Consider the following 13,132-nt stretch of genomic DNA (forward strand, 5'->3'; position numbering starts at 1 on the left):
ATCGGCTTCGGCTGCTGGCCGCGTGGATGCGGCAGCCGAAGAGCCCGCACGGGCAGCACGCGGATCGTTAGACGTCCGCCGGTCCGCGAGGGGCGGTGGGAGCTCGGGCTCAGGCCGCGGGCGGGATGTTGTGGTTGACGCGGAAGAGGTTGTGGCGGTCGTAGCGGCGCTTGAGTGTGGTGAGGCGTTCGTAGTCGCGCGGGCGGTAGGCGCGGCGCACCCGGGTGGCGGTCGTGTCGTGGTCGGTGAGGAAGTTGGGCTGCGTGTGCCCGGTCAGTGAGGGGCCGAGGATGTCGAAGAGGCGCTGCTGTCCGGCTTCGAGGGCGGCGTCCTGGCCGGGATCGGGTGCCACGTCCGCGACGAACAGGTTGAACGCGGCATCGCGCGGCCCCACCGCGTTGGGGTGCTTCGGGGCGCGGGCGAGCGCGCCGCCGAGGTGACGGATCTCGACGACCATCGGGGGCCGGTCGGCGTCGGGGCCCGCGGCCCGCAGCAGGCGCCGCAGCGTGGCGTCGTCCAGGGCCCGCAGCGCGCCGGCGCGCTCGCGGGTGCGGATCGGGCCCGCCGGATCGGCGTAGATCTTGGCGATGTCGGTGTACGGCATGTCGGCCACGCTGTCCTGGGCGGGGCCGAGGGCGCGCAGCGGGCGCAGCAGTTTCTCGCCCTCGGCCGCGTCGCCGGTGAATGCCACGCGCAGCTTGGCGAGGGTCTTGCCGCGCAGCGGGGCGGGGAAGGCGGGGCTGTCGGTGGGGACGTTCACGATCACCAGGGAGGTCGTCATCCGCTCGGTGAGGTTGCGGGTGAACTTCTGGTAGGCCCTGAGGAGTTCGGGCACACCGCCGATGAACAGCATGTTCCCGCCGTAGAGCCGGGTGAGGGGGAAGAGTGCCGTCTCGATTTCGGTGATCACGCCGAAGTTGGACTTGCCGCCGCGTACCGCCCAGAACAGGTCGGCGTCGCGGTGCGGGGTGAGCCTGCGGCGTCGTCCCTTGGCGTCGACCAGGTCGACGCGGGTGATGTGGTCGGCCGCGTAGCCGACGGTGCGCCCGATCACCGGGAGGCCGCCGCCGCTGGTGTACCCGGTGACGCTGACGTCCACTGCCGAGCCGCTGGCGGGTGCCAGGCCGTGGGCGGCGGCCGCGTCGATGAGGTCGGAGAAGACCACGCCGGGGCTCACCACGGCGGTGCGCTGGGAGGGGTCGATGCGGATGCGGTTGAGCCGGCGGGTGTTGATGAGCAGCCCGCCGTGCGCGGAGCGGGAGATGCCGTGGCCGGTGGCCTGCACGGCGATCGGTACGCGGTGGTGCGAGGCGATGCGTACGGCGGTGGCGATGTCATCGGCGTGGCGGGGCACGACGATCGCTGCCGGGTGGTGGTCGATGACCCGGTGGTAGGCGGCGCGCTCGGCGTCGTAGGCGGCGTCCCCGCGGACCAGTACCCGCTCGTCGGGCAGTGCGCGGCGCAGCTGTGCGGCCAGAGCGCGCTCTCCTCGGGTCGCGGTCGTGCTGTTCTGGGCGGTCGCCGTGTCGGCGGCCGCCGCACCGGCGGCGACGGCGAGGGCGCCGGCGCCTGCGGCCTTGAGCGCGGTACGGCGGCCGGGCTGCTGCTGTGACACCTGGTGGTTCCTTGTCTCTTGTGAACTCTCGTGTCGTACGGATACGACGACGCCGGGGGCGTCACGGAGGAGACTGGCATCGGGTGATCAACAGCGGCTCAACGGTGGGTCAGCGCGCGGGCGTGCGGTTGCTGCGGGCGCGTGGGAGGGAGCGGGGCGCCGGTCCGTGCTGGTGCGGTGCGACGCGGGCCTGCGGGAGCCTGCGCGGGTGGGCCCTGCGCCGACGAGGGGGTGCGGAAGGTCCGTGCACCTGTGCTCAGCACGGTCCGCCGCTACGGCGCGTGCCCTGCTGCCAGGGGTCTGGAGTGGCGCCGATCACGCGGTCCTGCAGCGGCAGGACGGTCACTGCTCTGTGGCGGCGAGGGTGAACCGGCCTGCCCGTAGACCGGTGGCGAGGTCTGCTGCGGTCTGCTCCGGTGTCTGGCTGCTCGAGTCGACCACGTGGCCTTCCAGCGCACCCAGCTCTTGGAACGCACCGTACAGGCCGACGATGGTGTCGGTGTCCTTCAGCTGCCGTCCTTTGCGCTGGGTGGCGCGCGCGATGGCCACGTCCAGGCTCGGCCGCAGCACGGCGTACGCCAGTGCGAGGTCGTCCTGTCGGCAGGCCGTGCGGAATGCCGCCAGGACCCAGGGGCCGAGGATGCCGTCCAGGACGACGTCGTATCCGCCCCGCCCGTACGCGCACGCCGCGCGGGTCATGACGTCGAGGACGACCTCGTTCTGGCGTTGGGCCTGAGGAAGGTAGGGCGGGACGAAGCCCGAGCGGATCCACACGTAGAGGCTGTCCGTGCGCAGGTGGACCGTCGGCTGCTCGGCACCCGAGGCGAGGGCGTCGGCGACGGCGGACTTGCCGGCTCCCGGTGGCCCGCCGAGCAGCAGCAGGCTGCCGGGCCGTCGCGGCATGGAAGTGTCTGGGGTCTGCACAATGGGCTCCTTTCGGTCCTCTGCTGTCGGCCGGAACGTTAGCTCCGAGGGTACTGACGGGTTTTGTCGGCTGATGAAGAAGAATCAGTCAAGGGCGCCGATCGGGACGCCGGTCAGTGCCGGGATGGCGCAACTCGTTGCTGTGCTGGGTGTGTTGTTCTGACTCGATGGTGTGAGGCTGACTTCATCGAATGCGCTTCAGGCACTCGGCTTCGGCTTCGAGCGCGGCCCCGCGGTCGCTGCGCCACCGCCGATAGCCACACTCAGCACGCGGCCCACCACCGCCGCGCCCGCCTCCCCGCCGCAAGCCGCCGCCGTCATGAAGGGCTTCGTGGTGTTCTGCGCGGCCGGGGTCTGGGGGCCGGGTGCCTTGGGGCAGCCACGCGGGTGCCCACCAGTTGGCGCGGCCCGCCAGGGTGAGGAAGGCCGGTACCAGGATTCCCCGCACCACCGTGGCGTCGAGGAGGACGGCGACGGCGAGGCCGGTGCCGAGGAGTTTCAGGACCGTCAGTGCGGAGGTGGCGAGCACCCCGGTGACCAGGGCCACGGCGAGGGCCGCTGTGGTGACGAGCCGCCCGGTGCGGGCCACGCCCTCCACCACGGCGTCCCGGTTGTTCAGGCCCCGCAGCCACTGCTCGCGTACGCGGGAGAGCAGGAAGATCTCGTAGTCGATCGCGAGTGCGAAGGCGACGGCCGCCATGAGCAGGGGCAGCGTCAGGTCCAGGGCGCCCGTGACGGCGAACTCGCCGAGCGCGCCCTGCAGATGGCCGTCCTGGAAGATGTGCACGACCAGGCCGAAGCTCGCCGTCAGGCTCAACGCGCCCACCAGCAGCGCCTTGAAGGGCAGCAGCACGCTGCGGGTCAGCAGGAAGAGCATCGCCCACGTGGTGATCGCCAGCATGGCGCCGGCCAGGGGCAGCCGCTGGGCCACCGCCGCCTTGGTGTCGGCGAGCATCGCCGCGCGGCCCGCCACCCGGGCGCCCTCGGGGAGCGCGCGGAGGCCGGCCACGAGTCGCTGGGCGGCGGCGGATTGGGGTTCGGCCGTGCTGAGGACGCTCAGCACCGGGCCGAGTCCGGGCAGGGTCGCGGGGCGGACCGCGGCGACGTGGTCAAGGGCGGCCGCCCGCTGCCGGTAGGCCGTGGCGTCCGCGGCCTTGGGCAGGACCACGGTGAGGGTGCGCTCGGCGGGCGCGGCGAAGCCCTCCCGGATCTTTTGGCCCGTCGCGTGGGCCTCGGTGCTCGCCGGCAGGGTCCGCTCGTCGATGAGCCCGAACCGCACGTGTCCGAACGGCATCGCGCACAGCAGCAGGGCCACGGTGCAGCCGATCCCGTACAGGGCGGGGCGCCGGGTGACCACCGTCGCGGCCCGCCGCCACAGCGGGCTGTCGGGGCGCCCGGTGCGGCCGATGCGGCGGCCGAGCAGAAGCAGCAGCGGCGGTACGACGGCCATGGCGGCGGCCGCCGCGAGGAGGGCCACTGCCATGCCCGCGCAGGCCATGGAGCGCAGGAACGGCAGCGGCAGCACGAGCAGTGCCGCCATCGCGAGGGCCACGGTGCAGGCCGAGGCGGCCACCGTGCGGCCGGTGGTGCGCACCGTGCGCGCCACCGCGTCGGGCACCTCACGGCCGTGGTCCAGCTCCTCGCGGAAGCGGGTGATGAGGAAGAGGCCGTAGTCCACCGCGAGGCCGAAGCCGAGTGCCGTGGTGAGGTTCATCGCGAACACCGACACCGGCATGGCGTACGTCAGGGCCCGCAGGAGCGCCGTGGTGGCCGCGACCGCGAGCGCGCCGATCACGACGGGTACCAGGGCGGCGAGCAGCGAGCGCAGCGCGATCGTGAGGAGCAGCAGTGTCAGGGGTGCTGCGATCAGTTCGGCGGTGAGGAGGTCGTGTGCGCTCGCCTGCGCGGCCTGCACGCTCACCCAGGAGCCGCCGGTGGCAGAGACCTCCAGGGGCCCGTGGCGGCCTGTCAGCTTGGGCACCAGGCGGCGGGCTGTGGCGGTCGCGTCCCGGTCGTCGCCCGCGAGGTCGGCGGTGATCAGGGCGGCCCGTATGTCGTGGGAGCGCAGCAGGGGGTCGGGGGTGACCCAGTAGGAGCGGGTCGAGGTCACCCCGTCGGCCGCGGCCAGCTCCCGGGTGAGGGCGCGGCCCGCCCGCCGGGCGGCGGCGGTGTCCAGTGCGGTGGAGGAGCGGGCCAGCAGGACCAGGTCCGGCGGGGCCGCGCCGGCGCGGGCCAGCAGGGCGGCCGTCCGGTCCGCTGGGGTGTTCTTGGCGGTGTAGCCGCCGTTGGCGAGCCGTTCGTGCGTGCCCGTGCCCGCGGCCGCGCAGAGGGCGGCCACCAGGGCGGCGAGCAGCAGCAGCAGACGGGGGCGGGCATGCTGGAGGCGCGGGCGGGTGCTCACGCGGGTCATGCGGCGCGGAAGAAGAGCACCGCGTTCTGGCCGCCGAATCCGAAGGCGTTGCTGAGGGCGCCCGTCATCCGGTGGGTCCGGGGCGTTTTGGTGACGACGTCGATGGCCAGGTCTTCGTCGTGCTGGTTGAGGTTGGCGGTGGGCGGGATGAGCTGCCGCTCCAGGGAGAGCACCGTCAGTGCGGCATCGACTGCTCCGGCGGCGCCCAGGGTGTGGCCGATGGCGCCCTTGGCGGAGGTCACCGGGGGTGTGCCCGGCTGGAAGAGGGTGGCGAGGAGGCCGGCCTCGATGCGGTCGCCCTGCGGGGTCGAGGTGCCGTGGGCGTTGATGTGGTGGACGTCTGCCGGTTGGGCCCCGGCGTCGGTGAGGGCCGCTTGGATGGCTCGCCGTGCGCCGTCGCCGTCCGGCCGGGGGCTGGTGGCGTGGAAGCCGTCGGCGGAGGCCCCGTAGCCGGCGAGGTAGCCGCGGATGCGGGCGCCGCGGGCACGGGCGTGCTCCGGGCGCTCCAGGACGACGATGCCGGCGCCCTCGCTGAGGACGAAGCCGTCCCGGTGGGTGTCGAAGGGGCGGGAGGCGGCGGCCGGATCGTCGCGGCGCTGGGAGAGGGCGCCGAGCCGGTAGAAGGCGGCCGAGCCCATCGGTACCCGGGCGCAGTCGGTGCCGCCCGCGATGGCGATGTCGCAGGATCCGGCGCGCAGCAGGTCGCGGGCGATGCCCAGCGCGGTGGCTCCGGAGGCGCAGGCCGTGGAGGTGGTGAGGCAGGGGCCGGTGGCGTGCAGGTCCATCGAGACCTCGCCGGCGACCATGTTGGGCAGGGAACGGGGCAGCGTGAGGGGGGAGATGGCGTGGAGGCGGCCCTCGGCGAGGCTGCGGTAGGCGTCCGCCCAGGTGTCGCCCCCGGCGGCGGCCACGCCGAGGACGACGGCGACCCGCGGTGCGTCCCACGCCTGGGGGTCCAGTGCCGCGTCTGCGACGGCCTGGCGGGCGGCCACCATGGCGAGCTGGGTGAACCGGTCGATGCGCCAGGTGAGCCGCGGGCCGAGCAGGGTGGCGGCGTCGAAGTCCGGCACCCGGCAGGAGAAGTCGACGGGGAGACCGGTGAGGACCTCGTCGCGCGCGGCGAGGCCGCTGCCCGCGCAGATGCCCGTCCAGGATTCCTCGACGCCCACCCCCGCGGGGGTGACCAGGCCGAGCCCGGTGACGGCCATGTCCCGTGCTGTCACCGGACGGCCTTGTGCGGCAACGGGGCTGCTCCCGCCGCGGCGACGGCCGCGGTCAGGTGCTCGGCCGCCTCGGCGAGGGTGATGTCCGCGCGGTCCTCGGGCAGGCTCACGCCGAAGGTGTCCGTGAGGAGCATGCCCAGCTCCAGCCGGGCGAGTGAGTCGAATTCCAGTGCCTCAAGGGTGGCGTCCGGGCGGATCTGGTCCTTCGGTACGCCGAAGTGCTCGGTGAGCAGGCGGGTCATCACGTCGTAGACGGGCTCCATCGGTGTTCTCCTTCGCATGGGTGGGGGGCGTCGGGTGTGAGGTGTGCCGGTCGTTGCCGCCGGCGTGCACGGCGTCCTGCGCACGCCCGCCGTGCTCAGCGGTGAGAACAAGTCCGGGAGCGCGCGCGTCCGGGAGCGGCAGTGAGTGTGGCGTGTGTGATTGCTGCCGTGGTGTGCGCGGGGTCTTTTTGCCTCAGGCCGCCGTCGCACAGGCGCTCATCCGCCGGGGGCTTCCTGTGGGCCTGGTGCGCGCGTCACGCTCGCCCTTGCCGGGCAGCGGGCGGGGGGCGGATGAGAGGTGGCCTGGCGGGCAGGCCCTGGCGGACGGCCGGGGGGCGAGCGCCTCCGAGGGGGCGGCGGGGCTCACGGCGGCGATCCCGGACACCGTGAACGCCGCACGGCACATGAGGGGGAACCGGATGGGCAGCAAAGCATGTTGTTTTCCCATCACTTCATGTCGAAACCGGATTCCTCGCACAGTTTGACCATGGCAGGAGCGAAAGTGGCGCTACCGGCGCGCGGATTCCTCCATTGAGAGGACACACGAAACGCGCCGGACATGACAGAACCGAAACCGGGGCTCCGTGATGCGGGCCGGCAGGCCTCTCCCCCGCCTCTTTCGAGGTGCGCAGGATCCTTTGCCGGAAGCAACGCGGCAGCGGCCGCGGCGGCACAAGCAGTTGGTTGTCCGTACAACCATTGGCCTGCCCCGCGGGTCGTACGCGCGACACGATGGCATCACCCGTTGGGGGAGCTTTGAAGAAGTTCACGGCAGTGCTGGCCACAAGCCTGGTGGCCTCCTCTGCCACGCTGATCGCCGTGCCCGCGGCGCACGCGGGGGACGGCGACTCCCGCGGCCGTACGGAGACGGTGCAGGAGGGCGGCACGATCTACGCCTCCTACGAGCACATGTCCTCCCGGTTCCGCCCGGAGGACGTCACGCTCAAGATCCATGAGAAGAACAGGTCCGAGGTCCTCGCCAGCGTCCGTCTCGTGGGCACCGACACGTGCCCGGCCACGAGCGACTGCTACGAGGACGTCTTCCGGTCCGAGCCGGTCACCCTGCCCGCCATGGGCGCCTACGTGATCGACGTCGTGGCCAGGGAAGGGCAGCCGGACGAGGTCGTCCAGCGTTCGACCGGCTTCCTCAACTACGGCCTCAACCCCAAGCTGACCCTCAGCAGCAGCCACCCGTGGGTCTCCTACGACCACCCCACCGCCAAGGTGTCCGGATCCCTGGTGGCCGAGGACCCGAACACCCACGAGGTCAAGCCGTTCGCCGGGGTGGGCCTCTACTACCGCGCCCGCGAGGCCCACGGCGAGGGGTGGGTGTGGACGAACCAGAAGGGGCGTTTCACCACCACCAAGTACTACGACGAGTACAGCTCCGCCGCCACCACCAAGTTCGAGTACATGTTTGACGAGCAGTACGAGTCGCTGAGCCTGCCCTTCCGCCAGCAGGAACTGAAGCTCACGGTGGACACCCCCACGGGCACTCTCACCGCCCCCTACGGCAGTGAGATCCCCATCCGGGGCAAGCTCACCCGCATCGCGGACGACGGCACCGAGAAGCCCGTCGCCAAGGAGGTGCGCATCGGCACCGGCGCCGGCACCGACACCACCGCGGTCAGCGGCCAGGACGGCGTCCTGGCCACGGGGTACACCGTCAAGCAGAGCGGGCAGGTGCGTGTGTGGCCGACCGGGTCGAACTGGTTCACCGCGCCGGCCCCGCACTCCTTCACGGTGGCCCGGCCTCCCCAGACCAGCACGCTGTCGAACGTCAAGGGCACGGTGGACAAGTACCGCAAGGTCACCTTCACCGGCAAGCTCGGCGTCACCGAGGGCACCTACCCGGCGGGCACCAAGGCGGAGATCTCCATCGACCACCGCCCCGCGGGCGGGTCCTGGACGAGCACCGGCACCTTCGAGGCCGCCTACGGCTCCTCCTTCACCGCGTCCTCGCCGAAGAAGGCCGACTCGGGCGCCCAGTGGCGGCTGCGCCTCGTCCACGCGGGCGTGGACAGTCCCGGCGTCAAGCTGGGACGCACGTACACGCGGGTGTGGAACGACGGCGTCTCGCCCGAGGGCGTGCGCAAGGGCTCGACGCTCACCGCCAAGGGCGGCCTGATGCACAAGTCCGGATCCACCTGGCGGCCGTACGCCGGACACAAGATCCGCGTCTGGTTCAAGGCCAAGAGCGCCGGCTCGGCGTGGAAGGAGCTGGGCAGCACCAAGACGCTCAGCGACGGCACGTTCAGCAAGAAGTTCACCGCGAAGCAGGACGGCACCTGGCAGATGCGCTACACCGACACCGACGCCTCCCACTACGCGGACTACGGGAGCGAGGACTACGTCGACGTCCGCTAGCCGGCGCCCACCGCGCACCGGGCGGCCCCGCCGGAATCCGTCCGGCGGGGCCGCCTGCGCTGCGGGGCCCGCCACCGGACCGGCGCACCCGCAGCGGGTGCAGCGAGCACCGGCACGGCCCTGGACAAGGAGGGCGCGGCGGCCGGGCCAAGCGGGCGCGATCACGTGCGGGGCGCCGCGCCGGGCCGGTCGTCTTCTAGGGTCGGTTCCATGATGATCGATACGGGTACCACCGGCCTGCTCTTCGACGCCCTGCGGGCGGACGCTCTCACCAGCCCGGCTCAGCTGGCCGAGCTCTACTCGCAGCCGAACCCGAACGCAGTCCGCAAGGAGATCGACCACCTGACCGACCAGACCCGCGCGCTGATCGGCTGTTCTTCGCTGGTGTTCATAGGCAGCGCCGACGCCGAGGGCAGGGCGGACGTGACGCCGCGCGGCGGCCCGGCCGGGTTCGTCTCCGTGCTGGACGAGCGGACCCTGGTGATCCCCGACGCGACCGGCAACAAGCGGCTCGACACCATGCACAACGTGCTGCAGACCGGACGCGTCGGACTGCTCTTCCTCATCCCCGGCCGCCCGACCACCCTGCGCGTCAACGGCCGCGCCTGCGTCTCCGCCCGCCCGGAACTGCTCACCCAGCTCACGCCCGTCGGCAAACCGCCCGTCACCGCGCTGGTCGTACACGTCGAACAGGTCTACCCCCACTGCCCCAAATCCCTGATGCGCGCCCACGCGTGGCAGCCGGAGCAGTGGGTGCCCGCCGACGCCCAGCCCGCCAGCGCCGAGGTGACGCTGGCCCAGCTGAACCTGCCGGGCCTGACCATCGAGCAGATCGAGGAGGCCGAGCGGGAGTCGCTGCGCCTGCGCTACGAGTGAACCGGACGCGGGCGTGGCACCAGGGCCTGCCGGTCGGCCACGCCGTCGCGCGCAGTAAACCCGGCGACATCGGCGATCACCGCCGGGATACTGGCCGCCCATGGATATCGATGAGGTCAAGGTCGTCGTCGCCCATCACGAGTGCGCGACGCTGCGCGTCGGCGACGTGTTCCTCAAGGTGGACGCCGACCAGACGCGCACCGACGTCGAAGTCGAGGCGATGGCCAGGGCGCCGGTCCCCACCCCTGAGGTGCTGTGGCGCCGACCGCCCGTGCTCGCGCTCGCCGCGCTGCGGGGAGCGCCGCTCGGCCGCCTCGGCAAGCCCTCGACCGCGTCCCCGGCGGCGTGGGCCGCGGCGGGCGCCGCCATCCGCCAGCTGCACGACGCGCCGCTGCCGCCCTGGACCGGGAGGGCCGGCCGCGGACTTGAGGAGGTGAGGGCGGAACTCGACGGCGAATGCGCGCTGCTCGTGGCCAACGGCCTCCTGCCCGCCGAGCTGGTCACCCGCAACCACCAGGTCGCCCAGGCCGCCCTGCGGCCGTGGACCCCGGCCTTCACCCACGGCGACCTGCAGATCGCCCACGTCTTCGCCGACGGCGAGCGGATCACGGGCATCATCGACTGGACCGAGGCCGGCCAGGGCGATGCCCTGCACGACCTGGCCGCCTTCACCCTCGGCCACGAGGAACACCTCGACGACGTCCTCGCCGGGTACGGCGCCGACGCCGATCCCGACGTGATCCGCGCCTGGTGGTCCTTGCGCAGCCTGCTGGGGGTCCGCTGGCTGATCGAGCACGGCTTCGACCCGTTCGCCCCGGGCTGCGAGGTCGACGTCCTGCGATCTCGCATGTGAGCGGCCGCGCCCCGACGGGGTCCGAGGGCCCCGGCCTGTCCATGGGGCACCAGTGGCGGGGCCCGGCCGGCGGGCTAAGGCACTTTCCTATGCCTAAGGCCCCCGCCCCGCCGGAAGATGCGGAACCTTCCCGATGTGCCGCACCCCCCTGGGAAACGAAAGTGGAGTCATCGCAGAGAGCGAGACACCACCACCCAGGGGGAAAAGAAAATGTTCGACTACGAGATCCACCAGTTCCGCGCCGCCGAGCTCGCCCAGGAAGCCGCCCACCACCGCCTCGTACGCGAAGCCCTCAAGGCCGCCAGGCCCCGCCGCCGGGTGCTCGGCCGGGAAGCCGCCGAGGCCCGCCTGACGGCCCAGCGCACCGGCACCGCCGACCGCTACACCCGCGCGGCCTGACCCTCAGGGTGACACCGCCCGGGTCAGCAGGCTCCCAGGTCCTGCCAGACGCCCCACTGGCCGGTGGTGCCGGGTTCCTCGCCGGTCGTCCACCACTTGGCCTTCCAGGTGTGGCCCTTGTGGGACACCTGCTGGCCCGCGGTGTAGACGGCGGCCGGGGCCCAGGGGGCCGCGGTGCACTGGTTGCCGCTGCCGCCGGTGATGGTCAGGGAGTAGGTCGTGGAGTGGGCGGCCGAGGGGCCCGTGGCGGTGACGACGAGGCTGTAGGTGCCGTTGACGGCCGCCGTGGTGGTGGAGACCGTGAGGGTGGAGGTCTCGCCGGCCGTGACGGAGGCGGGGCTGAGGGTGGCGGTGACTCCGGCGGGCGCGCCGCTGACGCTCAGGTCGAGGGTGCGGGCGGTGCCCGCGGTGACCGCGGTCTTCAGGGTGCTGGTGGCGGAGGCGCCCGCCTTGAGGGTGGCGGCGGCCGGAGAGAGGGCCAGGGAGAAGTCGTCGCTCGGCGGGGTGCTGGCGCGGGTGAAGGGCGCGAAGACACGGGAGAAGTCCCAGGTGCCCTGTTCGATGCCGGAGCAGTCGTCCCTGGCTCCGCCGCCGGGGCACTTTCCGTTGTCGCGCTGCAGCGCCCAGAAGCTGAGCGTGTTGATTCCCTTGGCGAGCGCCCAGTCGTACACCGTGGTGGCGTTGGGCAGGGTGAAGGTCTCGGCGGGGCCGAAGTCGTCGACGCCCGGCATCTCCGTGACGCCGATCATGCCCCAGAGCTGGGCGGGGGTCTTGGCGGGGTAGAGCCTGGCGAGCTGGTCGTACAGGCCCTGGGCGGCGGTCTTGGTGTCCTGGGCCATGTCGTGCTGGGCGTTGTCGTAGTAGTCGAACGTCATGATGTTGGCGACGTCGACGCGCGCGCCGTTGGCGACCGCGTTCTTGAGCAGGGCCAGGCCGCCGGCCGCCAGGCCGCGGGTGGTCGTCGGCAGGGTGTAGGAGATCTCCAGTTGGCGGCCGGTGGAGGCGGCCCAGTCCTGGACCTTCTTGATCGCCTTGTTGCGGCGGTCGATGCCCGCGGTGTTGTCCAGGGCGTCGACCTCGATGTCCATGTCGAGCCGGGGGACGTCGTAGGTCGTGATGACCTTCTGGTAGACGGCGGCGATCTGGTCGACGTCGGTGCAGCTGTCGGCGATCTCGGTTCCGGTGGTGTCGGCCGTGTAGCCGCCGAAGGAGGGGATGACGTCTCCGCCGCGGCCCTGGATCGTCTTGATGTCGGCGCCGAAGGACTTGGTGTCGACCGGCAGGGAGGTGTCGCCGTTCCAGTAGGCGGTGCAGGAGCCCTTCGTCGCCGTCTGGAGGAAGGCCATCGTGAGGTGCTTGGCGCCGGACTGGGCGCTGAGGGCGGCGGGGCTCTCGCCCGTCCACGACTCGAAGTAGGGGGCGAAGACATGGGCGGGCAGCGGGGTGGCGGCCTGGGCGGGGGCGCTGGAGAGCGCGGTCAGGCCCGCGGCGGCCACCGCGGTGGCCGCCGCGGCGAGAGCGGCACGGAGGGAACGCATTCGTCTCATGGCCATCCCTAAGGGGTGAAGGGGCGTCAGGGAGGGGCTGACGCGCGGCTGTTGCCCCATGAGGTAGCCCTGTGGTCACAGACATGTCAATGGTATGGACCAGGCGAGGACTAGACCAATTTCGGGGCTCCTTCTCACCGGGAGCAGCCGCGTGCGGGGCTGCGCGGCGGGGGCCGCTGGTCAGACGGCCGCCCGCCCCCGGGCCGCAGGCCGCCGCCCCGGGCGCCCGGCCGTACCGCTTGACCGTAATTTCAACAACCTCCGGGGCCTGCTCCCCAACGCGCCGCCCCCGCATGCTCCAGCGCCTCGCGGACGGCGAGATGGCCCGCGACCCTGAACGCCGGCTCGTGCGAGCCGAACGCGTCGGCGCGGGCACCCCGCAGCACCACCCGGACGGCCACCACCACCCCGTGCCCGGGCAGGCGCAGCCGCTCCTCGATGCCCGCGGCCGCGGCCGCGAAGAAGCGCGGCAGGTCCCCGGCAAGCTCGTACGCAACCCTCAGCCCCTGGCGACCTCGAAGACGAAGCCCTCGGCCGCAGGCTCGAAGTCCACCGTGATCCCCGCGAACTGCGGCGCGCAGTTCTGCCGCTGGTGCAGCACGCGAACGCCGCGCAGCGGGTACGGCGGAAACCGGGGCGGCCCGGAGGGGGTCAT

General features: G+C 72.5%; 11 protein-coding genes. 4 read left to right on the forward strand and 7 right to left on the reverse strand.

Annotated features, from left to right (window positions below):
- Positions 1–109: 109 nt before the first annotated feature.
- The 5 genes from MQV74_RS00205 to MQV74_RS00225 form a co-directional block, all read right to left on the reverse strand.
- Positions 110–1,615: an FAD-binding oxidoreductase gene (locus MQV74_RS00205; RefSeq protein WP_242713944.1), complete on the reverse strand. Its 1,506-nt coding sequence runs from the start codon at positions 1,613–1,615 to the stop codon at positions 110–112.
- Positions 1,616–1,957: 342 nt separating this feature from the next.
- Positions 1,958–2,539: an AAA family ATPase gene (locus tag MQV74_RS00210; RefSeq protein WP_242713943.1), complete on the reverse strand. Its 582-nt coding sequence runs from the start codon at positions 2,537–2,539 to the stop codon at positions 1,958–1,960.
- Between the two features lie 184 nt (positions 2,540–2,723).
- The gene (locus MQV74_RS00215; RefSeq protein ID WP_242713942.1) at positions 2,724–4,940 is read right to left on the reverse strand and encodes an MMPL family transporter; all 2,217 of its coding nucleotides are present in this window, start codon (positions 4,938–4,940) and stop codon (positions 2,724–2,726) included.
- Between the two features lie 5 nt (positions 4,941–4,945).
- Positions 4,946–6,172: a beta-ketoacyl-[acyl-carrier-protein] synthase family protein gene (locus tag MQV74_RS00220; RefSeq protein ID WP_242713941.1), complete on the reverse strand. Its 1,227-nt coding sequence runs from the start codon at positions 6,170–6,172 to the stop codon at positions 4,946–4,948.
- Positions 6,169–6,435: an acyl carrier protein gene (locus MQV74_RS00225; protein ID WP_242713940.1), complete on the reverse strand. Its 267-nt coding sequence runs from the start codon at positions 6,433–6,435 to the stop codon at positions 6,169–6,171. Before MQV74_RS00225 ends, MQV74_RS00220 begins: the two co-directional genes overlap by 4 nt.
- Positions 6,436–7,209: 774 nt before the next feature.
- Between MQV74_RS00225 and MQV74_RS00230 the strand changes: the two genes are divergently transcribed.
- The 4 genes from MQV74_RS00230 to MQV74_RS00245 all read left to right on the forward strand — a co-directional run bounded on the left by MQV74_RS00230 (position 7,210) and on the right by MQV74_RS00245 (position 10,930).
- Complete coding sequence (locus MQV74_RS00230; protein ID WP_242713939.1) at positions 7,210–8,802, forward strand: hypothetical protein; 1,593 nt, start codon at positions 7,210–7,212, stop codon at positions 8,800–8,802.
- A 210-nt stretch (positions 8,803–9,012) separates the two neighbouring features.
- On the forward strand, positions 9,013–9,678 hold the full coding sequence (locus MQV74_RS00235; protein WP_242713938.1) for an MSMEG_1061 family FMN-dependent PPOX-type flavoprotein: 666 nt from the start codon (positions 9,013–9,015) through the stop codon (positions 9,676–9,678).
- A 106-nt stretch (positions 9,679–9,784) separates the two neighbouring features.
- A complete protein-coding gene (locus MQV74_RS00240) occupies positions 9,785–10,531 on the forward strand; it encodes an aminoglycoside phosphotransferase family protein (RefSeq protein WP_242728458.1) in 747 nt (248 codons plus the stop codon).
- A 210-nt stretch (positions 10,532–10,741) separates the two neighbouring features.
- Entirely contained in the window at positions 10,742–10,930 is a 189-nt protein-coding gene (locus MQV74_RS00245) for a hypothetical protein (RefSeq protein WP_242713937.1), read from the forward strand.
- A gap of 23 nt (positions 10,931–10,953) precedes the next feature.
- On the opposite strand, the gene MQV74_RS00250 is transcribed toward MQV74_RS00245, so the two are convergent.
- Positions 10,954–12,477 (reverse strand): chitinase, encoded by a 1,524-nt coding sequence (locus tag MQV74_RS00250; protein WP_242713936.1) that lies wholly within the window; start codon positions 12,475–12,477, stop codon positions 10,954–10,956.
- Between the two features lie 499 nt (positions 12,478–12,976).
- Entirely contained in the window at positions 12,977–13,132 is a 156-nt protein-coding gene (locus tag MQV74_RS00255; protein ID WP_242713935.1) for a hypothetical protein, read from the reverse strand.

The sequence above is a fragment of the Streptomyces sp. AN091965 genome, from assembly GCF_022698285.1.
Classification (GTDB): Bacteria; Actinomycetota; Actinomycetes; order Streptomycetales; family Streptomycetaceae; genus Streptomyces.

What these genes read in the sequence shown, in the direction of transcription:
- MQV74_RS00225 (WP_242713940.1), bottom strand. Translation starts at nt 6,435, where the DNA reads ATGGAGCCCGTCTACGACGTGATGACCCGCCTGCTCACCGAGCACTTC.
- MQV74_RS00235 (WP_242713938.1), top strand. Translation starts at nt 9,013, where the DNA reads ATGATGATCGATACGGGTACCACCGGCCTGCTCTTCGACGCCCTGCGG.
- MQV74_RS00245 (WP_242713937.1), top strand. Translation starts at nt 10,742, where the DNA reads ATGTTCGACTACGAGATCCACCAGTTCCGCGCCGCCGAGCTCGCCCAG.
- MQV74_RS00250 (WP_242713936.1), bottom strand. Translation starts at nt 12,477, where the DNA reads ATGAGACGAATGCGTTCCCTCCGTGCCGCTCTCGCCGCGGCGGCCACC.
- MQV74_RS00255 (WP_242713935.1), bottom strand. Translation starts at nt 13,132, where the DNA reads ATGACCCCCTCCGGGCCGCCCCGGTTTCCGCCGTACCCGCTGCGCGGC.